The sequence below is a fragment of the Nocardiopsis lambiniae genome (assembly GCF_031845465.1).
Classification (GTDB): domain Bacteria; phylum Actinomycetota; class Actinomycetes; order Streptosporangiales; family Streptosporangiaceae; genus Nocardiopsis; species Nocardiopsis lambiniae.
Genome location: NZ_JAVREP010000029.1, coordinates 1 through 20,700, shown reverse-complemented (window position 1 = coordinate 20,700; position 20,700 = coordinate 1). Strand labels below are relative to the sequence as shown.

The following is a 20,700-nucleotide window of genomic DNA, read 5'->3' as shown; positions in this document are numbered from 1 at the left end:
GATGCATCCTAGTGCCACGATGTCGTGCGCCCGGAACCGGGACACGCGAGAGACCCCTCCCCCGCGCAAACGGCCCGAGAAGGCCATGGAGGGGATCGGGTTCGTCCCGGCCATCTGGGTCCTTGAGGCCCTCAGGAAGGGGCTGTTCCCCACCACCCGCGCGCACACGGCCGCCGCGATCATCGCCGACGCGGCCGACCTCGACGGACGCTGGTGCTTCCTGCGCCTGCGGACCCTGGCCGCCCGCTCCGGCGGCACCCTCAGCGAGTCCACGGCCAAGCGCGCCCTCAAGGACCTCGTCGCGGCGGGGCTGGTGCGCAAGCTCTCCCGGGAGGAGCGCCACGCCTTCTTCGCCGCCGACCTCGCCTCCGGACGGTTCCGCGCCGACCTGCTGCCGGACGTCCTGGAACTCCTCATCCCCGCCGACGCCTTCAAGGGGCCGGTCCTGGAGGAGATCAACGAGGTCCGCGCCCGCCTGGGCGAGGAACCCCTCACCCCGCAGAGCAGGCCCGAACCCACGACAGGTCACATCGACCCGTCGCGAGAGGTCAAGATGACCTGTGGCGAGGGGTCAACATGGCCTGAGGACCCTTTCTCTTCCGACCCCTGCCCCGAAGACCCTTCTCCGACCTCCGTCCGTGGGCGCCAAACCCCAGGGCGCGCGGCCGTCGCGCCGCCGTGGGCGCTCGCCCTCCTCGCCCGGATCCCGGACGGGGCCCTGCGCTTCCCCGTCCGCGACCGCGCCGCCCTCGCCCGCCGCCTGGTCGCGCTGCGCGCCACCGGCGTCACCGAGGACGAACTCACCCGCGTCCTGACCGGCTGGGAGGACACCGTCCGGCCCTTCGCGGCCCTGCGCGAACGCCTGGCCTCACCGGAGACCGTCCGCGCCTGGAACGACCACGCCCTGGGCACGGTGATCGAGGGGGCGTTCGAGGGGGACGCGTTCTCGCGGCCTCCGACGTTCGTCCTCGACTCGACGGGCAGAGCGGCCGACACCTGCCCGGAGCATCCGAGCGTCCGCAACGTTCCGGGCGGGGCCTGCGCGCTGTGCGGCGGGGTGTGCCGAAGCGAGCCGAACGAGATCGTGCACCCACGCCGTCCGTCCGCCGGCGTGCTCGTGGGGACCTTCGGCGGAACGTCGGTGGACGACGCGTTCACGCGCCCGAAGTGCGAGGACGAACGCTGCAACGCCGACAGGACCTCGCCCCGCTACAGAACGGTGCTGCGCCTGGACCCCACGGGCGCGGGCGTCATCGCGGTGCCCTGCCCGACCTGCGGGCACCGCACGGCCTCGGAGGCGGCGGCTTGACCTCCGGCCACGCGCTCGGGGGCACCTCCGCGCACCGGAACCGGTGCCCCACCGACCGACGCCCGCCCCCCGGAAGGCCCCCACGCGGCCCACGAAGTCCCCCGGCGGGAGGGAGACGATTTGATACCGTGAGCCCACGAGCGCCCGGACAGCCCTCCGAGAGGATCCGCCGATGGAACCCCGAGCCACCGCGAACGAGGCCGAGCTGATCGCCCACGCGAGGGAACGCGCCGACGCGGGACTGGTCCCGGAGGGGTACACCATCCCGGCGGGAGAGCCCGAGGAGATGCGCGAGGAGCTCATGGCCTTGTTGCTGACCGACGCCGAGGAGAACGGCCGCGCCGCTTGAAGCGCAGCCTGACCCTGACCAACGCGGCCCGCGCCCACCTGCGGCACCTGCCCGCCCGACTGCGCATCCGCGCGGGCGAGGCCCTGCTCTCGCTGGCGGCGGCCGACGACCCCGAGGTGCCGACCATCGCGCACCCGGACCACCCGGACGACCCGTTCGTGCGCCACCTGCGCGGCGTCGGTTTCGTGTGCACCGTGCTGCTCTACGACCACCGGGTCGTGGCCGTCTCCGTCCGCCCCGACTGAGCCCGCCCCTCCCGGTCGAACGCCGCCCGCAACCCCGTCCGTGGGCCCCGCGTCTTCCCTTCCATGCCGCTGTGCTCGTCGATGAGTTCCTCCACCCTGCCGGGGAGCAGATCGCGGGGCCGCCACCACCGGCACATCTCGGTTTCCTCGAACGCGTCCGGCGACGGTCTCGAAGGGGATGTCGAAGTGGTGCCCCCACCCCGCCACATCCGAACGTCATATCCCCGAACAGCCTCATCCTTCTTTATAATCTTGCAGGAAAGGGATGTTCTGGGTATTTTTCACTACTATGAACACGCCCCCTACACCCCGACCACCCCACGACGCACAGGCGCTGCGCTCGATGATGCGCACCGACCTCGTCGCCGCGATGAAAGCCCGTGAGCCCGAGACCGTCTCCGCGCTGCGCACCGCCATCGCCGCCATCGAGAACGCCGAGGCGATCACGGCGCCCGCGCACACGGACGGCGGCGCGTCGAGCGAACACGTCGCCGGCACCCGGGTCGGCGTCGGCTCGACCGAAGTGGAACGCCGCACCCTGTCCGCCGAGGAGGTCCGGTCCCTCCTACGGGCACAGATCACGGACCGCGTCGCCGAGGCCGACCGCTACGACGCCCACGGCAGGCACGAGGCGGCGGATCGGCTCCGCCGCGAGGCCGACACCCTCGGAAAGTACGTGTAGGGGATCCGGCCCCTCCGGGATCCGGAAAGCCCACCGTCGCGCGTCGTCGGTCCGTCCCGACCGGCCCCGCACGCCCCGCGCGAAGGGCTCGCGTGTTCGACGCACTCCGGCGGGCTGTCGCGTGTTCGAGGGTTCTGGAAGGCTGAACGCACCCCCGTCCCCCGAGGAAGAGGACCCCCGTGGACCCCCACTCCCCACCGCAGCCCGCGCGTCACCCCGAGCGGACCCCCTCGCCGCGCCCACGCACCCGGCTCCACCTCGTCGTGGGCGCGGGCCTGGTCCTCCTCCTCATCGCGGGCGGCGTGGTCGGCTGGGTGCTGTGGTCGGGCAGGCCCGGGGGCGGCGAGACCGTCGAACTCCGTGTCGGAGGCGGGGAGGTCGCGGCCGACTCGGCGGAGATGGACCGGGTGGTGGAGATCCTCGGGCGGCGCATCGCCGGTATGGGACACGGCGAACCGGCGATCACCCCGGGGCCCGGGGCCGTCACCGTCGAGCTGCCGCCCGACGTGGACACCGCCGAGGCGGTCGCCCTCATGGAACGCCCCGGGGCGATGACGATCCACCCGGTGGCGGGCGTGGTCGACGAGTCGGCCGAACCGCCTTCCACCGATGAAACGGTCCTGCCCGCCCCGGACTCGTCCGAACGGTTGCTCCTGGGCCCGGCTCGGCTCGACAATGAGCGGGTCGAGTCCACCACGGCCGAGTTCAACGCGTCCTTCTCGCAGTGGGAGGTGCTCGTGGAGTTCACCGACGAGGGCATCGGGGAATGGGCGGGGGTGACGGGTGAGGCGGCGTGCCTCCCTCCCGGCGACCCGGGGCGCCGCATCGCGATCGTGGTGGACGGGGAGGTGGTCTCCGCTCCGGAGGTCGGCCCCGACGTGGCCTGCGAAACCGGTCTCACGAGCGGGGCCACGGTCATCAGCGGCGACTTCACCCGGGACGACGTGGTGACGCCGGCGAACCTCATCGGCGCGGATCCGCTGCCGGTGGAGGTCACCGAGGCGCCCTAGGAGGCGTCTCGCGGGCGGCCGGACCGCCGCGCGACGCACGGCCGCCCCAGGGCCCGAAATCTCCTTGCCCCCGCTCAGCCCGCCCGTTACGGTCCCGAGGGTGTCCTCGCCGCGGGAATCCACGCGGGTCCGCGTGCGGGCAGCCCGTCTATCCCCGCGTTGAGAGCAGGTCGCTTCCATGGCATGCCGTATCAGTGAACTCGTGCTCGAATGCCACGACCCCGAGGCGCTGGCGCGGTTCTGGTGCGAGGTCCTGGACTTCGTCGTCCTCGATCGCGAGGACGACGCCGTCGAGATCGGGCCGCGCGAAGGGTTCGGCGGCCCGCAGCCGACGATCATCCTGAGCCGCAACGACGAGCCGAAGAAGCAGGGGCTCCGGCTCCACGTCGACGTCAACGCCACCGACCGCGATCAGGACGCCGAGCTCGAACGCCTCTTGGCCGCCGGGGCCCGACCCATCGACATCGGTCAGACCGGGGAAGAGTCCTGGCACGTTCTCGCCGATCCCGAGGGCAACGAGTTCTGCCTGCTCAAGGCCCGGCTCGACCCGCTCTGACGGACCTCGGTGACGCGGGCCGCGTCCGGCTGGAAGGCGATGCGGCAGACCCGGGGGCACCGTCAGCACGGGGCACCGTGAGCACCTGGATCATCCCGGCGTCGTCCGGTGAGGGGACGGGTGCGCGTTCCTCGCTCCCTCCGGTGGGACGGAGCGACCGACACGCATGAACAATTACTCATAGTTTCAATTTAATTACATAGAGTAATGTTACGCTGTGGTCAGCCCCCTCCGTCCATCGAGAGAGGAAACCCGTGCAGATCCGTCGAGCGACCACCTGCGCCGCCCTGGCCACCGCCGTCCTGATTCCGTTGAGCGCCGTGGGCGCTCACGCCGACGACGTTCCGGGATACCCGGGGATGGAGAAGTACACCGCCGACTTGGCGCCCGTCACCGTCAACCGGTCGCAGGCCTCGGGCACGGCCACCATCTGGCTGGACGACACCACCGCCCACGTCCGGATCACCGTGGACGACGTGCTGGCCGACCACCCGCACGCCCAGCACATCCACATCGGCGGTCGCGGTGAGTGCCCCACCGACTACGACGCGGGCATCCACAACGGTAAGCGCGCCCTGAGCACCCTGGACGGGCTGGAGGCCTACGGCGGGGTGGAGACCTCCATCACCACCGAGGGCGACACCTCCGCCGCCAGCGCGCTGGCCATCGACAGGTTCCCGACGGCCCCCGACGGCATGATCGACTACGACAGGACCTTCGAACTGTCGCAGGCCGCGGCGGACGCCGTGCGCGCGGGCAACGCCGTGGTCGTCATCCACGGCATCGACTACGACGGCGACGGCACCTACGGCGACGTGCTGGGCCCCAGTGACCTGGACCCGAACCTTCCCATGGAGGCCACCAACCCGGCGGCCTGCGGACCGCTGGTCTGACACGGGCGACCGGTGGGGCGGACCTCCCCACCGGCACGAGACCGCTACGGGCGCGCTCCGACCGGGGGCGCGCCCGTAGCGGTGTGACAGGACTTCGGTGGCGTCGCACGGCGTCACGGCGATGCCGCCGTGGAGCGGCGAGGGGGATCACGACGGCGGGGCGCCGCGCCGAAAGCGCGTCCCGGTCCCGCCACCTCGGGGACCGCCGACGAACCGCCGCGCACGCCGACCCTCCACCGCACGGCCCCGCCCCGCCTCCGGGCGGACGGAAGGCGCCCGTGAAGGGGACCCGGTTCCGGGGATGTCCGTGCCGCATGGCATGTTCGTCGGCGTGGGCGGAGCGGTACCGGGTGTCCGAGAGGAACCGGGGACGCTCCCCCGCGTCCCGCCGCCCCCTGTCCCTGGAGTCGCCGATGATGGGCACCAGCCATGCCGCCACCGGGTTGTTGACGGGGGTGATGGCCGGTCTCGTGTTCGGTTCCCACGAGTGGGACGTGCTGGTGTGCGCCGCGGTCGGCGCCGGTGCGGCGCTGCTCCCCGACCTCGACGAACCGGGGAGCACGGCGGGCAGGTCGCTGGGGCCGGTGACGGAGGGCGTGTCGCGGCTGCTGCGGGCCGTGTCCCAACGCGTGTACCGGGCGACCGGCACGCCGGGGGAACTCGCGGCCGGCAGGGACGGCGGTCACCGTCACCTCACCCACACCCTTCCCGCCGTGCTCGTGTTCGGGCTGCTCGCGTGGGGCGTGTCCGCGAGCGCGCCGTTCGGCACGGGGCTGGTGGTGTTCGCCCTCTCCGCCCTGGGGCTGGGAACGTTGATCCGGCCCATGAGGTGGGCGGGGTCGCGGCGGAGAAGGTCGTTGGCCGCCTCCGTCGTCGCCCTGGTCTTCGCCGGGGCCGCCGTGGTGTCGGAGGGCGGCGCCCCCTGGCTGGTCGGCCTGACGGTGGGCGTCGGCGCCTTGACGCACCTTCTCGGGGACTGGCTGACGAAGAGCGGCGTGCCGCTCGCCTGGCCGTTCACGGTGCGGGGCAAGAGGTGGTGGATGTTCCACTCGCCGGTCCCGTTCCGCACCGGGGAGAGCATGGTGGAGAACGCGATCCGCTGGGGCTGCCTCGTCGGCTCACCGGCCATCGTGGCTCTGACCTGGGGCTGAGAGAGGAATGCCCGACCTCGACAGGCCGACGGGACGGACCCTCCCCGAACCGCCCCGCGTGCGCGGGGCGCACGGCCCGCCGGTCCTCGTTCCGAGGCCGGACCGGGATCGTTCCCCGCCCCTCCGGGGGAGAACATCCTGGAGCGCGTCGCCCAAAGATGACCGGAAGAGGCCATGACCTGCTTCGATGTTCGACCCTGTGCGACGATCGAGGGTCAGGTTCCTTCACCTTCGCAGAAGGAGGAGAGTCTCATGGGTATGGCCGCCGACATCCAGCGCGCGTACTTCGAGGCCATCCGAGCAGGGGACGTGGACGCGGTCCGCGCCCTCTTCCACACCGGGTACGAGTTCGTCGACGAGGAGGGCGTCACGCACGGCGTGGACGGCTCCGTCGAGAAGGTCCGCGTCTACTCTTCCGCGTTCCCGGACATGGCGTTCGACATCCACCGCCAGCTCGAACTCGGCGACGTGTGCGTCATGGAGGCGACCGTCACCGCCACGCACACCGGAACCCTCTTCGGCGTCCCGGCGACGGGCAGGCGCATCAGTATGGAGTACTGCAACGTGATCGAGGTCCGCGACGGCCTGATCTACCGCGAGCACGACTACAACGACAACCTGGCGGTGATGCGTCAGCTCGGCGTGGTGCCCGCGCAGGCGTGATCGGCGGCGCGACCCGGGGCGACACGACCGTCGGGGTGCGCGGACGTCCGGGTGCGGCCGTGACCGCCGCCCGGCGCGGCGTCACCGCGATCGGCGACGCCGGAGAACCCGGACCCGGGAGGCGGCCGTGGCCGCCGGATCGGGGGGCCACGGCGCGTCGCCTCGTCGACGGGCGACCCCTCGATCGGCCCGTCGTCGCGGGTCACCCGTCCATACGGCCGCGCAGGACCTCCACGCCCTCGCCGGTGAGTTCGTCGAGGTGATCGGCCCGGCCCGTCATCGCCATGATCAGGGCGAGCGTGCTCCCCGACACGAGCGGCCCCTCACCCCCGGCGAACGGCCCGTCGGTGGCCTGGAGCCGCAACCCGCGCACCCGGGTCCTGGCGACGACGACCTGGTCCGACCCCCGGTAGTACTCCGCGACCCGGGTCAGGGCGTCGATCGGCCGGTCCCCTGTGATGCCCAGGGGCCGTCTGATGTCCTCTCCGTGCACGATCACCTCCCCCAGAAGGGCCGGCTTCGGCAGGGGCGGCGACGTCGTGCTCGTCACGATGGAGCGGAAGCGCGCGAGGGTGTCCGCGCCGGAATCACCCATCTGCTCCGCCAGGCGCATCGCGACCTGGGCGTCGAAGTCGAATCGGCGGCGGACCACTCCGACGAACCACTGGAACCCGTTGAGGCTCCCCGACACCGTCAGGTGGGCGAGCACCTCCCGTACCGTCAGGCCCGCGCACAGGGACGGCGTCGTCCAGCGCTCCTCGGACATCGTCGCCAGGTCCTCCGCCAGCGCCCGGCGTTCCTCGTGGATCAGCGGCCACGGGTCCGCGCGCCCGGTCATCGGTGACGTCCCGGTACCGGAGGGGAAGGTGATGTCATGCGCCGCTCCTCGCACTGCGCGGGGCCGTCTCGGTGAGGCCCGCAGGGATACGGCGATCATCTCCCCCGCCACCGACGAACGGGGGAACGCGAAGCGCCGTTCCCCGTGCGTCGGTGGCGGGGGCCCGCCGCGCGTGCCCTCACCGGGTCTCCGGGGCGGGCACGGGGTCGGTGCGGGCGGCGTCGCGGGCCGGGACGAGGGCGGCCAGGGCGCCCGCCACCGGGGCGAGCGCGATCACCGCCCCCAGCAGTCCGTAGGGGACCGCCAGCACCGTCATCCCCCGCCCTTCCAGTGCGCCCTGCACCACGGACGCGAGGAGCACGCCGGTGAGGACCCCCATGGCCCCGCCGAACGCCGAGATCACCACCGCCTCCAGCAGCACCACCCGTCCGGTCTGTCCCCGGAACATCCCCGCCGCCCGGAGCGTCCGGAACTCCCCCGCCCGTTCACGCACCGATCGGGAGAGCAGCGCGGCGGTCGCCACGAGTGCGAGTGCGACGGCCGGTACCAGCGCCCACCGGACCAGCGCGGCGCGCTCGGCCGACCACCGTTCCCCCTCCTTCGCGATCGCGTCCCGATCCAGCAGCACCACACCTTCGACCTCCCGCACCGCCTCGGCCAGCGCCTCTCCGCTCGCCCGGGCCCCGTCCGGTCCCGCGATCACGTGGACCGACGCCGTCACCGGCTCGGCGGCGCCCGCGGCCGAGCGCTCGAACGCCGCGTCGGACATCAGGTAGTCCGCTCCCAGCAGCGGGTTCGCCCGGTGGATCCCCGCGATGGTCAGTTCCGTCCAGGACCCGCCGGCGAAGGTCGCCTCCAGCCGGTCTCCGACCTCCCACCCCTCCCGGGCGGCGACCGCTCCGTCGACCAGGACCTCGCCCTTGCCGTGTCGGGCGCTCCCTTCCCGGAGGGTCCACCCGAGGGCCTCGGCGAGCCCCTCGGGGTCGGCGACCGCCAGGACACCCGGTTCGCCGTGCACCTCGATGCCGGTGGTGGCGACGGGCACGACCCGGTCCACCGCTTCGGCCTCCTCGATACCGGCCAGGAGCGCCGTGGGCAGCGGCAGCGACGTGTCCTGGGAGCGGACGAGGTGGTCGGTGCCGATCCCGTGGGCGATGCGGTCGGCGTGGGAGGCCTGTGCCGACCGGTCGAGTGTGCCGAGCAGGACGACCGTACCCGCCCCGATCATGAGCGCGGCGATGGCGGCGACGGCGCGCCGGGGGTCGTCGAGGGCGTTGGCCCGGGCCACCCGCCCCGGCACCCCGGTCACGGCGACGACCGGCGCGAAGAGCGCGCGCAGCACCGGCGCGCAGACCAGGGGGACGATGACCACGACCCCCAGGAGCACGGCGGCGGCGCCGCCGATCGCGGCGGGCAGCGCGGAGGGGCCGTCGCCGAGCAGTCCGTGAACGATGGCGGCGCCGCCCGAGACGATCAGGAGGGTTCCCGCCACCGCGTTGACGTGCGCGGACCCGGGGGCCGCGGCGGTGTCGGCGACCGGCACCGGGGGTGTCCGGGCCGCCCGGCGCCGGGAACGGTGGGCGGACGCCGCGGCGAGGACCGGACCCGTCATCGCCCCCGCGGTGATGACGAGCGGTCCGAGGACCGGGGCCCCCGCGAACGCGCCCGCCCCGAGCACCTCCATCGGTCCCGCTCCGTATCCGGCCAGGAGGATGCCGGCCGGGACCCCGAGGAGGGATCCGAGGGATCCCACGATCAGGGCCTCGGTCAGGAGGGTCCGCCGGATCCGGTCGGCGCCGACCCCGACGGAGCGCAGCAGGGCGAACTCCCGGGCGCGCCGGTGCGCGCTGCGGGAGGCGATCGCGGCGAGCAGTGTGCCGCCGACGGCCAGGGCGGTGACGGCCGCCACGATCAGGACCGTGTGGGCCAGGGCCTCCCGGTCCCCCAGTCGTGCCGCCCTTTCCTGACGGAGGCGTTCCATGGGGACGACGGCGACCTCCCCGTCCGCGCCTCCGACGGCCATCGCAGCGCCCTCGTCGGGCTCTCCCGTCTCTTGTGCGAGGCCGGTGACGATGGTGTCGGCGAGGGCGCGCTCGTCCACACCCGGTTCCCCCGCGACGAGGAGCCGGTCCGCGCGGGTGGGCGTGCCGGTCAGCAGGTTACGGGCGTTGGAGGCGCTGAGCAGCGCTCCGGTGGTGTCGTCGGGCCCGGTTCCCCCGACCTCCTGGAAGGCCCCCGTGACGGTGAGCCAGTTCTCGCGGTCGCCGACCCGCATGAGGACGGAGTCGCCGATCAGGACTCCGGAGGCCTCCACGACGGGGCTCGGCAGGGCGACCTCGCCTCTGCGTTCGGGCGCCTCGCCGGCGGTGAAGGTGTAGGGGGCTCCGGCGCGGTCGTGCCAGGAGACGGCGTCGCGGTACCGGTCGGTGTCGCCGAGGCGACGTCCGTCGTAGTCGAAGAGTTCGACGGGCGCGGACACCATCGGGTACACCTCGGCGACACCGTCCATGCGGGAGATCCGCCGGGCCAGTTCCACCTCGATGCTGTCGGGGGTGGCCCCGGCTCCGGGTCCGACGATCACCGTGATGTCGTGGTCGGCCTTCTCGACGAACGCGTCCGCTCCGCGTTGCACGCCGATACCGACGGCGAGCGCCGCGACGACACAGGCCGTGGTGAGCGCCGCCACGACCACGGCGGCGACCGTGGCCGTCCCCTGGGCGCGCAGGCCGCGCAGCGCGGCGGTCGGGGCGATCACCGCTCCGCCCGGCGGTGACGGGCGGGGGCGGCGCTCTCGGACCGACGCATCCGCAGCAGGACCTCGTGCTGGTCGGGCGCGGAGAGCCGGTCGAGGACCCGGCCGTCCCCCAGGAAGACGACGATGTCGGCGCGGGAGGCGACGTAGGGGTCTCGGGTGGCCGTGAGCACCGTCCGGCCCATGTCGGAGACGGCCAGGCGCAGGAGGGCGAGGACCTCGTCCGCGGCCCGGGTGTCCAGTCCGGCGGTGGGTTCGTCGGCGATGAGGATCTCGGGGCGGCCGATGAGGGCGCGCGCGCAGGCGGCGCGGCGCCGCTCGCCCGGGGTGAGTTCCCGGGGGCGGCGGTCGAGTCGGTTCGCCGGTCCGAAAGCGGTGATGACGCGGTTCGACCACCCGGCGTCGACGCGTCCGCGTCCGGCCAGGTCGACGGGGAGGGTGATGTTCTCCCGGACGGTGAGTGCGGGGACGAGGTCGAATCCGGGTAGGAGGAGGCCGATCCGGTCGCGGCGCAGTCGGGTCAGCGCGCGTTCGTTGAGCGTCGACAGGGAGGTCTCGCCGACGTGGATCCCGCCGGAGTCGGCGGGGGTGAGGCCGGCGGCGCAGTGGAGCAGGGTGGACTTGCCGGCGCCGGAGGGTCCGATGACGGCGACCATGGTGCCCGTGGGCACGGCCAGGTCGACTCCGCGCAGGGCCTCCACCGCCGGCCCGCCGGGGGTGCGGTGGGACTTGCGGACTCCGATGAGGCGGGCGGCGAACCGCCCGGGGGAGGCGTTCCCGAGGGCTTTGCGGGTCAGGGCGGAAGTCGTTCTGCTCATGCTCGTGCGGTCCTGTTCGGGGTCGCCTGGGGGGGTCGAAGGGCGGACACCGATGTTCGGCCTGTTCGGATGGCGCATTTCGTCGATCAATGCCGCCCGAAAAAGGAACATAGCACCGGGTGATCGAAAAATCACGCCGCTGCTATGACTCCTCTCCCAAAGAACCCTCGGGTAAAATCAGAATACCTTTACGACCACCAGCCCGAGTGGAACCCAGTTCCCCAAAAAATGCGTGAAATGCGCCACAGAGAATACGTGGGATCAACGGACGATCTTCGGTAAACCTTGGAGGCGAGGCGTTCCGTTGCGAACGATTCCCCACCGGGATCGACGAGGGAAATCGTCCCCGAAGGCCGGGAATTCACCATCCGGCGTTCTCGTAAACGACATCGGATCGGGCCACCCGGATACATCAACAGCGTTTATCCCTCCGCGCCGCCTCGGTGCGGAGATCTTTTCCCGCGCCGCCATGGAATAGGATTCGCCTCGGTCTCGCTCAGGGGGCGAGCCCGGAGATCCAGGTCCGCGCGTCCGAGGCGACGGTCGCGAAGCCCTCCGTGGCGAGGTCCCCCGGGCCCGAGGCGAACACCGGCGATCCCGGGTCCCCGTGCGTACCGGGAGGCCCCACCCGCCGCTGTCGTCACCGACCATCAGGTACCCCGGCGCGTACTCCGCCACCTCGTGGGTGGTGTCGTGCTCTTCGAGGTCGGCCGCCGCGTACACGTGCGCGCCCACCGCCGTGAGCGGTCCCTCTTCCGGCCCCACGTTCTCGGGGACGTCCTGCCCCGGGAGGCGCCCTCGTCCTCCGGGGGCCCGCCCGGACCCCGGGGCGGGACCCCGCGTTCCCCACCCACGGCAAGAAGCCGAACGCGCCCTCGGGGCCCGCCGGTGGTCGGCGACACCCCGGGAAGGCCCACGGCGGGCGCCCGACCGGGGTGTTCCGGGCGTGCGCCCGACCGCGGGCGACCGACGGCCGTGTCGCGACGGTCCCCGGAAGCCGCCCTCCGCGCGCCCGGGCCCGATGTTCCCCGGGCCCGTTCCTACCTCGCGGGCAGGATGCGCCCGGTGACCTCGCCGAAGTGGACGGTCCCCCCGTGCGCGCCCGGCGCGGTCGCCGTGATGGTGACCTCGTCCCCGTCCTCCAGGAAGGTGCGCTCGGTACCGTCCGGCAGCCGGATCGGCTCCTTTCCGCTCCAGCTCAACTCCAGGAGACAACCCCGCTGTCCCACCTCGGGCCCGCTCACCGTCCCCGAGGCGTACACGTCGCCGGTGCGCAGCGACGCCCCGTTGACGGTCATGTGGGCGAGCTGCTGCGCCGCCGTCCAGTACATCTGCGCGAACGGCGGCCTCGACACCACGTGCCCGTTGAGCCGCACCTCCAGCCGCAGGTCCAGACCCCACGGCCGCTCGCCCCTCAGATAGGGCAGCGGCTCGGGGTCCTGGACGGGCTGGTCCACCCGGGCCGCCTCCAGCGCGCCCAGCGGCACGATCCAGGGCGAGACCGACGTGGCGAACGACTTGCCCAGGAACGGCCCCAGGGGAACGTACTCCCACGCCTGGAGGTCGCGCGAGGACCAGTCGTTGAGCAGGAACACCCCGAACACGTGGTCGGCGAAGTCGTCCACGCCGACCCGCTCCCCCATCGCGCTGGGGGTGCCGACCACGAACCCGACCTCGGCCTCGATGTCCAGGCGCGCCGACGGGCCGAACACCGGGACGGGCTCGGTGGGCGGCTTGCGCTGCCCGGTGGGCCGGACGATGTCGGTGCCCGACACCACGATGGTCCCGGACCGCCCGTGGTAACCGATGGGCAGGTGCTTCCAGTTCGGGGTGAGCGGCGCCTGGTCGGGCCGGAAGATCCGGCCCACGTTCGTGGCGTGGTGCTCGGAGGCGTAGAAGTCGACGTAGTCGGCGACGGTGAACGGCAGGTGCAGCCGCACCGCGTCCCGGTCCACCAGGTGGGGGCGCACGGCCGCCTCGTGGGCGGGGTCGGTGAGCCACTCCACCAGCTCGGCGCGCACCCGCTCCCACACGGGGCGGCCGGCGGCCAGCAGCGCGTCGAGGTTCGGGGCGCCGAGCACGTCGGCGTGGGGCGAGCCCGTCGCGCGGGCGGCGGCGCCGAGGTCGAGGACGTGGGGGCCGATGGCGGTGCCGACGCGGGTGCCGGCCCCCTCATCGCCGCCGACGTCGAAGACCCCGTAGGGCAGGGTGTTCAGGTCGAACCCGGTGTCCGGGGACGGATCGATCCAGCTGTCGGGCATGGGCTGTGCTTTCTGCGTGCGGATCCGGGATGGGGCCGGTCGTCCCGGCCCCGCCCCGGACGGTGGTCAGAAGGTGAGCGCCCCGAGGACGATGAGGTCCTCCAGGGGTTCGGTGACGCTGCACGTGCCGAAGGACCGGAACCCGGCGCGGACCGCCTCCGCCTCGGCGTCGGTGAGCCCGCCGGCGCGGGCGGCCAGGGCGCGCCCGTCCCGGTCGGCGAGGGTCGCGGCGGCGTCCTCGGCCGTGCCCCCCTTGAGGAGGGTGTCGGTGGCCAGCAGCACGTTGAGGAACCCGTGCTGTTCGAACCCCTGGGCGGTGGTGTGCCGGACGGCGTGGTGCAGTCCGGCGGTGCACTTGAAGGGCGTTCCGAGTTCGACGGCGGCGTACAGGGCCCCGGCCAGTTCGGTCTCGGTGGGGTGGGCGTCGGCGGTGAGCCCACCGGTGCGGAACTTGGCGTTGCGCCCGGCCCCGGCGAGCGCCGCCAGGTCGGCACGGATCCCCTCGGCCCCGCCCTGGCGGGAGACCTCCACGTACCCTTCGACGTCGTCGGGCAGGTGGGCGTCCAGCGCGGCGGTGACGTCGGCGGTCCCGCCCGGAGTCGCCGCGACCTCCAGACCCTTGAGGCGCAGTACCGGGTCGGCCAGGACGTTGCCGACGGCGGCGGCGATCCCGTCGGCCCCGCCGGGGACGGTGACCACGACCTCCAGCGGCGGATGGCCGCCGTCCTCGCGGGAGAGCACCGCGCGCAGTTCCCCGACCCGGGCGTCGGAGACCAGGAAGGGTCCGACGTAACGCGCCCGCGCCGAGGTCCGGTGCCCGCGGTGGGCGGGCAGTGCCTCGCCCATGGGTGCGTTGCCGGGCGGGAACAGGGCCGCGTCGTCGAACAGCGCGCGGTACAGGACGTCGCTCATGACCGGCGCCTCCCTCCGGCCCAGGTCCAGGCGTAGGTGCCGTCGTCGGAGGCGATGCCGCCCTCGCCCAGGTCGAGGGGACGGAAGGTGTCGACCATGACGGCGAGTTCGTCGAAGGCCTCCGCGCCGATGCTGCGCTCGTAGGCGCCGGGCTGGGGGCCGTGGGAGTGGCCGCCGGGGTGCAGGGAGATGGAGCCCTGGCCGATCCCGGATCCCTTGCGGGCCTCGTAGTCGCCCCCGCAGTAGAACATGACCTCGTCGGAGTCCACGTTGGAGTGGTAGTAGGGCACCGGGATGGCCCCGGGGTGGTAGTCCACCTTGCGCGGTACGAAGTTGCAGATGACGAAGTTGTGGCCCTCGAACACCTGGTGCACGGGCGGCGGCTGGTGGACGCGGCCGGTGATGGGCTGGAAGTCGTCGATGTTGAAGGCGTACGGGTACAGGCACCCGTCCCAGCCGACCACGTCGAACGGGTGCGTGGGGTAGGTGTAGCGGGTTCCGGAGATGCCGCCGGGCCCGTCACCGCGGTGCTTGATCAGCACGTCGACGTTCTCGCCCTCGGCCAGGAGCGGCTCGGAGGGGCCGCGCAGGTCGCGTTCGCAGTAGGGGGCGTGCTCCAGGAGCTGGCCGTACCGGGACAGGTAGCGCTTGGGCGGGGCGATGTGGCTGTTGGCCTCGACCACGTAGGCGCGCAGCGGTTCGTCGCCGGTGGGCACCCAGCGGTGGGTGGTCGCGCGCGGCAGGATCACGTAGTCGCCGCGACCGACCTCCAACAGGCCGAACACGGTCTCCACGCGGGCGCTCCCGGACTCCACGTAGACGCACTCGTCGCCGATGCCGTTGCGGTAGAGCCGCGAGGGCGCGCCGGCCACGACGTAGGAGATGCGCACGTCGTCGTTGCCCAGCACGAGGCGGCGCGACTCCACGACGTCGGCGGCCTTCCACTCCCGGTCGCCGAAGAGCGAGTGGAGCCTGAGGTGGCGCGGCACCATGGGCGCGTTGCGGGTGCGGCCCTGGTCGGGGACCTCCCACTCGGCGGCGTCGACGATGGCCGACGGGATGGCGCGGTGGTAGAGCAGGGAGGAGTCGGCGGAGAAGCCCTCCTCCCCCATCAGCTCCTCGTAGTAGAGGCCGCCCTCGGGTGTGCGGTGCTGGGTGTGGCGGGTGCGGGGCACCTCGCCGACCTGGCGGTAGTAGGCCATGACGTGTCCTTCGGCTTGTGGGCGTCGGTGGTCAGAGGGTCGGTGCGGGACGTTCGCCGGCCGGGGCGCTCGTCCGCCCCAGGCAGGTGCGCACGGCGGCGGTGACGGTCGCGGGGTCGTCCGCGCCGACGACGGCGGCGATGTGGGCGTCGGGTCGCAGGATCCACACCTGCCCGGGGTCGCAGGCCAGGGCCTTGGTGAGCGCGCCGGTGGCGTCGATGTCGGTGAGGTGGAACGCGGCGACGGGGGCGTCGGTGGCCTCCAGCGCGGCGGCCAGGGCGCGCTCGCGCAGCGCGGCGGGGTCGGTCCCGTCGGGGGCGGGGCCCAGCAGCAGGGTGAGGCCCTCGCGGAGCAGGGGGCGCAACCGGGCGGGGGCGTCCTCGCCGGGCAGGTCCACGGGGGCGTCGGGGGCGATGACACCGGGGCAGGGGGCGGGCGCCCGGCCGCGGGGCGGGCGCCCGCCGAAGGGCCGGTCCGGGCAGGGGGTGGTGAGCGCGGAGTCGACGTACCAGAAGGGTTCGGCGAGGCGGCCGGAGTCGACGTGGGCGCGGGCGTCCTCCTCGGTGAGGGCGCGTTCCAGGACGGTGAGGCGGGTGGTGTGCTCGGTCTCGTCCTGGGGGACGAGGAAGCGCATGGTGGCGCTGGTGACGTCGGCGTTCTCCAGGGCCGCCGCGTGACGCTCGGTGTGGTAGGTCTCCAGGAACTCCTCGTCGGCCCAGCCGGCGCGGACGTAGGCGATCTTCCAGGCGGCGTTCTCGGCGTCCTGGACGCCGGAGTTGAGGCCCCGGGCGCCGAAGGGGGCGACCAGGTGGGCGTTGTCGCCGACCAGGAGGACGCGACCGGAGCGCATGCGGTCCACGACGCGGGTGTGGAACCGGTACACCGAGTGCCAGACGATCTCGTAGGGTTCGTCGCCGATGATCTGTCGGATGCGGGCGTCGAGTCGACCGCTGCCCTCCTCGGCGTCCAGGTCGAAGTCGGCGGGGACCTGCCAGTCGATGCGGAACACCGAGTCGGGGCAGGGGTGGATGAGGACCTGACGGCCGGGGTTCCACTCGGGGTCGAAGTAGAAGCGGCGTTCGCGGGCCCACTCACCGAGGTCGGCGCGGATGTCGCAGATGAGGAAGCGGTCCTCGAAGCTGGTGCCGTCGAAGGTCAGGCCCAGGGCGCGGCGGACGACGCCGCCGTGGGCGCCCAGGCAGGACAGGGCGTGGGTGCCGCTCAGGCGGACGGGACCGCTGGGGGTGTCGCAGGTGACGGTGACGCCGTGCTCGTCCTGGACCAGGTCGGTGACGGTGTGGTCCCAGGAGATGTGGACGCCGGCCTCGACGAGGCGGCGGTCGAGGATCTCCTCGGTGCGGGACTGGGAGATGTTGACGAAGGGCGGCAGGGGGGAGGCGCCCGGGTCGGAGAGGCGGACGCTGAACAGTTCGCTGTCGCGGTAGAAGGTGCGGGCGGTGTCCCAGGTGAGGCCCTCCTGGGCGACCTCGCCGGCGCCCACCCAGTCCCACACGTCCAGGACGTCGCGCTGCTGGCAGATGGCCTTGGAGCCGATGGCGTCGCGTTCGGGGCGGGAGTCGACGATGCGGACGGGGACGCCGCGCCGGGCCAGCAGCAGGGCCGCGGTCTGGCCGACGGGGCCCGCGCCGAGCACCAGGACGGGCTCGGCGGAGGTGTCGGCGGGAGGGCGTGGAGCGGGAGGTCGCATGTCGGCTCCTGGGCGTCGGCGCCCCGGGGGGGCGATGGTCGTCGGTGGCTGTGTCGGGCCGTGGGGCCCGGGGTCGGTGGGCCCCGGCGGGCGCGCGGCGCGCCGCCGGGGCGGACGGCGCGGGGCGACGGGAAGGGCCGAGACGGTTCCCGCCGCCGGGGGCGTCAGCCCTGGAGCAGGTCCCAGACCTCGCGGTCGCGTTCGGCGGTCCAGATGACGGGGCGCTCGATGCCGGAGAACTCGTCCCACAGGCGGGAGACGTCGAAGGGCAGGCAGTGCTCGAAGATGGGCCAGTGGCCGTAGTCGTCGACGAGGGCGGCGTGGGTGGCCTCGAAGGCCTCCTTGAGGGTGCCGCCGCGTTCGTGGACGGCGCCGACCTCGCGGATCATGACGTCGAGGAAGCCTCGGGTCTGCTCGATGGCGGCGTCGACCTCCTCGCGCCCGCGGCTGACGGCGCCGCGTCCGCCGACGAGCATCTCGGCGCCCAGGGCCTTGACCTTGTCGAGGGTGGCGCCGGCCCAGTCCTTGTGGAAGGCGTCGCCGGTGTAGAGGGCGGCCTGGGCCTCGACGAGGTCGCCGGCGAAGAGGATCCCGTGCTTGGGCAGCCAGGCGACGATGTCGCCCTCGGTGTGGCCGCGGCCGAAGTACTCCAGGACGAGTTCGCCGCGGTCGCCGCCCAGGTCGATGGTGGTGCGGTCGGCGAAGGTCTGGGTGGGCCAGGTGAGGCCGGGGACGGAGTCGGCGTCCTTGGCCAGGCGGGGCATGCGGCCGAACTCGCTGGCCCAGTCCTCCTTGCCGCGTTCGCGGATGAGTTCGTGGGTCTTCTCGTGGGTGATGACGATCTCGGCGTCGAAGGCGCTGGCCCCCAGGACGCGGACCGCGTGGTAGTGGGAGAGCACGAGGTAACGGACGGGCTTGTCGGTGTGCTCGCGCAACGTGGCCAGCCACTCGCGGGCCGCGGTGGGGGTGGCCATGGCCTCGAACGCCACGAGGAAGTCCTCGCCCTCGATGGCGCCCACGTTGGGGTCTCCTTCGGCCGTGAGCGCGTAGACGCCGTCGGCAAGGACCTCCAGGGTCTGCTGCTTGGCCTCGGTATCGGCGGACGAGGCGAACGGCTTGGCTGCCATGGTCGTGGGGACCCCTTCACTCGCTGCGGGCGACTGCCGCCGCCCAATTGATCAAACGTTTGATGATTCGCACCATAACGTGCCCCGCGTCACCCGACCAAGAGGCGCAGAGCCATCTCATGGGTGATACAGATCACACTCTACGTCCTGCGATCGCGGTCGCCCATACTCCGACCTGCCCGTCTCCCCCACCCTTCCCCTCGACGGCACACCGTCACCGCCGCCCCACCCCGGGTCACCCACTCCCGGGACCACAGCCCGAAAAGGCTCCGACATCACCCGAAAAAGACAACAGAACACCACCGGACAACGCATGGAGAACGGAACGTCACACAACTCCCACCCGACCCCCGAGAGGCGACGCCCTCGCGATCGTCGCTATCCGTTCACCCGGCATCACTCCTGAACGACACGGGCACGGAAAAAGGAAAACAGCGGTAAACGCGGCCCGGAGTCCAGGTATTACCCTGGTCCCGTGACCCATGACACCGCTCCCCCCCATGACCTGACCTTCTGGTCGTTCGTCGACTACGCGGTGCAGAAGGCCGAACAGGAACTGCCCTCCGTCAACGCCGACGCCATGCGCATGGTCCTGACCCTCAACCGGGCCACCAGCATGGTCATCTACGACCTGGAATCCACCGTCCACCGCCCGCGCGGGCTCACCTGGCCCGGATTCCGGGTGATCTTCGCGCTGTGGCTGGCCGGACCCATGGAGGCCAAGACCACCGCCGAGATCTCCGGTATGAGCCGGGCCGCGCTGTCGGCGCTGCTCAACACGCTCGAACGCGACGGGCTCATCCTGCGCGAACGCGCCGTCCACGACCGCCGCGCCCTCCAGCTCAGCCTGACCGAGGCGGGCTACCGGGCCATCCTCGGCGGATTCCGCGCCCACAACCGCCGCGAATCCGCCTGGGCCGACGCACTGGAACCCGACGAACGTCGCGAACTGGTCCGGCTGCTCAACAAGCTCATGGCCGGCTCCACCGACGCCCAGGCCAAGTTCCGCAACTGACCCGCCTCACCCCGCCGGCCCCGACGGACACCCCTCGCGCGGCGGCACCCCCCTTCAGAGGCCAATCCCGACCGGATCGGCCCTTGAACCCGGTTCTCGGGCACTGTGAGCATGAGGGGCATGGACGATTCCACCCGTGCCCGGCTCGACACCGCACGACGGCGCTTCTCCCCCGAGACCGTCTACCTCAACACGGCCACCCACGGCCTGACCCCCGACACCGCGCTGGCGGCCACGCTCCGGCTCACCCACGATGTGGCCGGCGGCCTGTTCTCGCCCGCCGACGCGGATCCGGGCATCGAACGCGCCCGCGCCGCCTACGCCCGGCTCCTCGGGGTGCCCGCCGAACGCACCGCCATCGGATCGCACACCTCCCAGTTCGTCGGGACCATCGCCGCGTCGCTGCCGCCGGGAGCCGAGGTGCTCACCGCCGAACGCGAGTTCAGCTCGGTGGTGCACCCGTTCCTGGCCCGGGAGGACGTCACCGTCCGCGAGGTGCCGCTGGAGCACCTGGCCGAGGAGGTCGGCCCGGACACCCGACTGGTGGCGGTGTCGGCGGTGCAGTCCTCCGACGGGCGCATCGCCCCGCTGGAGGACCTGCTGGCGGCCCGCACCGCGCACGGGGCCCGGTTGATGGTCGACGTCACCCAGGCCGCGGGGTGGCTGACACCGGACGCCGACCGGATCGACTACACGGTGTGCAGCACCTACAAGTGGCTGCTGGGGTCGCGCGGCTCGGCGTTCCTCACCGGCACCGACGAGGCGCTGGCGGAGCTGTCCCCCCTGGCCGCGAACTGGTACGCCGCCGAGGACCCGTGGCGGAACCTGTACGGCGGGCCGCTGCCGCTCGCCGCGGGGGCCCGCCGCCTGGACCTGCCCCCGATATGGCCGGCGTGGGCGGGCCTGGAGCACTCCCTGGCCCTGTTGGAGGAGGTGGGGGAGGCCGCGGTGCGCGAACACGACGTCGCGCTCGGCGACCTGCTGCGCACCTCGCTGGACCTGGAGCCGACCGGGTCGGCGATCGTGTCCGTCCCGCTCCCGGCCGGCGGGATGGAACGGGTGACCGCCGAGGGCATCGTGGTGGCCGCCCGGGACGGGCGGCTGCGGGCCGCGTTCCACCTGTACAACACCGAGGAGGACGTGGACCGGCTGGTCAAGGTCCTCACCTCGTGAACGGCGGCGGCCCGCGACGCGTGCGCGTCGCGGGCC

19 protein-coding genes are annotated in these 20,700 nt (G+C 72.9%); 11 read left to right on the top strand and 8 right to left on the bottom strand.

What is annotated here, in order from left to right:
• The first annotated feature begins 85 nt into the window (after window positions 1-85).
• From RM479_RS25855 to RM479_RS25815, 9 genes are all read left to right on the top strand, one after another.
• Entirely contained in the window at window positions 86-1,309 is a 1,224-nt protein-coding gene (locus RM479_RS25855; protein ID WP_311514300.1) for a hypothetical protein, read from the top strand.
• Window positions 1,310-1,481: 172 nt separating this feature from the next.
• On the top strand, window positions 1,482-1,658 hold the full coding sequence (locus RM479_RS25850) for a hypothetical protein (protein WP_311514299.1): 177 nt from the start codon (window positions 1,482-1,484) through the stop codon (window positions 1,656-1,658).
• Entirely contained in the window at window positions 1,655-1,903 is a 249-nt protein-coding gene (locus RM479_RS25845; RefSeq protein WP_311514298.1) for a hypothetical protein, read from the top strand. The genes RM479_RS25850 and RM479_RS25845 overlap by 4 nt, the downstream gene beginning before the upstream one ends.
• A gap of 289 nt (window positions 1,904-2,192) precedes the next feature.
• On the top strand, window positions 2,193-2,585 hold the full coding sequence (locus tag RM479_RS25840; protein WP_311514297.1) for a GatB/YqeY domain-containing protein: 393 nt from the start codon (window positions 2,193-2,195) through the stop codon (window positions 2,583-2,585).
• 179 nt (window positions 2,586-2,764) lie between these two features.
• Window positions 2,765-3,595, top strand: a complete 831-nt coding sequence (locus RM479_RS25835) for a SecDF P1 head subdomain-containing protein (protein ID WP_311514296.1) — start codon at window positions 2,765-2,767, stop codon at window positions 3,593-3,595.
• Between the two features lie 178 nt (window positions 3,596-3,773).
• Complete coding sequence (locus RM479_RS25830) at window positions 3,774-4,151, top strand: VOC family protein (RefSeq protein ID WP_311514295.1); 378 nt, start codon at window positions 3,774-3,776, stop codon at window positions 4,149-4,151.
• A 254-nt stretch (window positions 4,152-4,405) separates the two neighbouring features.
• On the top strand, window positions 4,406-5,044 hold the full coding sequence (locus RM479_RS25825; protein WP_274810490.1) for a CHRD domain-containing protein: 639 nt from the start codon (window positions 4,406-4,408) through the stop codon (window positions 5,042-5,044).
• 314 nt (window positions 5,045-5,358) lie between these two features.
• Window positions 5,359-6,195, top strand: a complete 837-nt coding sequence (locus RM479_RS25820) for a metal-dependent hydrolase (RefSeq protein WP_311514294.1) — start codon at window positions 5,359-5,361, stop codon at window positions 6,193-6,195.
• A gap of 252 nt (window positions 6,196-6,447) precedes the next feature.
• The gene (locus RM479_RS25815; protein WP_311514293.1) at window positions 6,448-6,858 is read left to right on the top strand and encodes an ester cyclase; all 411 of its coding nucleotides are present in this window, start codon (window positions 6,448-6,450) and stop codon (window positions 6,856-6,858) included.
• A gap of 202 nt (window positions 6,859-7,060) precedes the next feature.
• Here the strand turns inward: RM479_RS25815 and RM479_RS25810 are convergent, their stop codons facing one another.
• The 8 genes from RM479_RS25810 to RM479_RS25775 all read right to left on the bottom strand — a co-directional run bounded on the left by RM479_RS25810 (window position 7,061) and on the right by RM479_RS25775 (window position 18,476).
• Window positions 7,061-7,696 (bottom strand): maleylpyruvate isomerase family mycothiol-dependent enzyme, encoded by a 636-nt coding sequence (locus tag RM479_RS25810; protein WP_311514292.1) that lies wholly within the window; start codon window positions 7,694-7,696, stop codon window positions 7,061-7,063.
• Between the two features lie 178 nt (window positions 7,697-7,874).
• On the bottom strand, window positions 7,875-10,451 hold the full coding sequence (locus tag RM479_RS25805) for an ABC transporter permease (protein WP_311514291.1): 2,577 nt from the start codon (window positions 10,449-10,451) through the stop codon (window positions 7,875-7,877).
• A complete protein-coding gene (locus RM479_RS25800; RefSeq protein ID WP_311514290.1) occupies window positions 10,448-11,266 on the bottom strand; it encodes an ABC transporter ATP-binding protein in 819 nt (272 codons plus the stop codon). The genes RM479_RS25805 and RM479_RS25800 overlap by 4 nt, the downstream gene beginning before the upstream one ends.
• 1,040 nt (window positions 11,267-12,306) lie before the next feature.
• Window positions 12,307-13,527, bottom strand: coding sequence for a fumarylacetoacetase (gene fahA, locus RM479_RS25795; RefSeq protein ID WP_311514289.1), 1,221 nt, complete (start codon window positions 13,525-13,527; stop codon window positions 12,307-12,309).
• Between the two features lie 66 nt (window positions 13,528-13,593).
• Window positions 13,594-14,439 carry a hypothetical protein gene (locus tag RM479_RS25790; protein ID WP_311514288.1) on the bottom strand — a complete coding sequence of 282 codons (846 nt, stop codon included), beginning with the start codon at window positions 14,437-14,439 and terminating at the stop codon, window positions 13,594-13,596.
• On the bottom strand, window positions 14,436-15,641 hold the full coding sequence (locus RM479_RS25785) for a homogentisate 1,2-dioxygenase (protein WP_311514287.1): 1,206 nt from the start codon (window positions 15,639-15,641) through the stop codon (window positions 14,436-14,438). The genes RM479_RS25790 and RM479_RS25785 overlap by 4 nt, the downstream gene beginning before the upstream one ends.
• A gap of 31 nt (window positions 15,642-15,672) precedes the next feature.
• On the bottom strand, window positions 15,673-17,349 hold the full coding sequence (locus tag RM479_RS25780; RefSeq protein WP_311514286.1) for an FAD-dependent monooxygenase: 1,677 nt from the start codon (window positions 17,347-17,349) through the stop codon (window positions 15,673-15,675).
• Between the two features lie 164 nt (window positions 17,350-17,513).
• Window positions 17,514-18,476 carry an MBL fold metallo-hydrolase gene (locus RM479_RS25775; protein WP_274810501.1) on the bottom strand — a complete coding sequence of 321 codons (963 nt, stop codon included), beginning with the start codon at window positions 18,474-18,476 and terminating at the stop codon, window positions 17,514-17,516.
• A gap of 475 nt (window positions 18,477-18,951) precedes the next feature.
• On the opposite strand from RM479_RS25775, the gene RM479_RS25770 reads away from it, so the two are divergent.
• Both RM479_RS25770 and RM479_RS25765 read left to right on the top strand, forming a co-directional pair.
• Window positions 18,952-19,491 (top strand): MarR family winged helix-turn-helix transcriptional regulator, encoded by a 540-nt coding sequence (locus tag RM479_RS25770; protein ID WP_274810502.1) that lies wholly within the window; start codon window positions 18,952-18,954, stop codon window positions 19,489-19,491.
• Between the two features lie 120 nt (window positions 19,492-19,611).
• A complete protein-coding gene (locus RM479_RS25765) occupies window positions 19,612-20,664 on the top strand; it encodes an aminotransferase class V-fold PLP-dependent enzyme (protein ID WP_311514285.1) in 1,053 nt (350 codons plus the stop codon).
• Window positions 20,665-20,700 lie beyond the last annotated feature (36 nt).

What these genes read in the sequence shown, in the direction of transcription:
- RM479_RS25855 (WP_311514300.1), top strand. Translation starts at nt 86, where the DNA reads ATGGAGGGGATCGGGTTCGTCCCGGCCATCTGGGTCCTTGAGGCCCTC.
- RM479_RS25850 (WP_311514299.1), top strand. Translation starts at nt 1,482, where the DNA reads ATGGAACCCCGAGCCACCGCGAACGAGGCCGAGCTGATCGCCCACGCG.
- RM479_RS25840 (WP_311514297.1), top strand. Translation starts at nt 2,193, where the DNA reads ATGAACACGCCCCCTACACCCCGACCACCCCACGACGCACAGGCGCTG.
- RM479_RS25830 (WP_311514295.1), top strand. Translation starts at nt 3,774, where the DNA reads ATGGCATGCCGTATCAGTGAACTCGTGCTCGAATGCCACGACCCCGAG.
- RM479_RS25820 (WP_311514294.1), top strand. Translation starts at nt 5,359, where the DNA reads ATGGCATGTTCGTCGGCGTGGGCGGAGCGGTACCGGGTGTCCGAGAGG.
- RM479_RS25815 (WP_311514293.1), top strand. Translation starts at nt 6,448, where the DNA reads ATGGGTATGGCCGCCGACATCCAGCGCGCGTACTTCGAGGCCATCCGA.
- RM479_RS25810 (WP_311514292.1), bottom strand. Translation starts at nt 7,696, where the DNA reads ATGACCGGGCGCGCGGACCCGTGGCCGCTGATCCACGAGGAACGCCGG.
- RM479_RS25800 (WP_311514290.1), bottom strand. Translation starts at nt 11,266, where the DNA reads ATGAGCAGAACGACTTCCGCCCTGACCCGCAAAGCCCTCGGGAACGCC.
- fahA (WP_311514289.1), bottom strand. Translation starts at nt 13,527, where the DNA reads ATGCCCGACAGCTGGATCGATCCGTCCCCGGACACCGGGTTCGACCTG.
- RM479_RS25790 (WP_311514288.1), bottom strand. Translation starts at nt 14,439, where the DNA reads ATGAGCGACGTCCTGTACCGCGCGCTGTTCGACGACGCGGCCCTGTTC.
- RM479_RS25785 (WP_311514287.1), bottom strand. Translation starts at nt 15,641, where the DNA reads ATGGCCTACTACCGCCAGGTCGGCGAGGTGCCCCGCACCCGCCACACC.
- RM479_RS25780 (WP_311514286.1), bottom strand. Translation starts at nt 17,349, where the DNA reads ATGCGACCTCCCGCTCCACGCCCTCCCGCCGACACCTCCGCCGAGCCC.
- RM479_RS25775 (WP_274810501.1), bottom strand. Translation starts at nt 18,476, where the DNA reads ATGGCAGCCAAGCCGTTCGCCTCGTCCGCCGATACCGAGGCCAAGCAG.
- RM479_RS25765 (WP_311514285.1), top strand. Translation starts at nt 19,612, where the DNA reads ATGGACGATTCCACCCGTGCCCGGCTCGACACCGCACGACGGCGCTTC.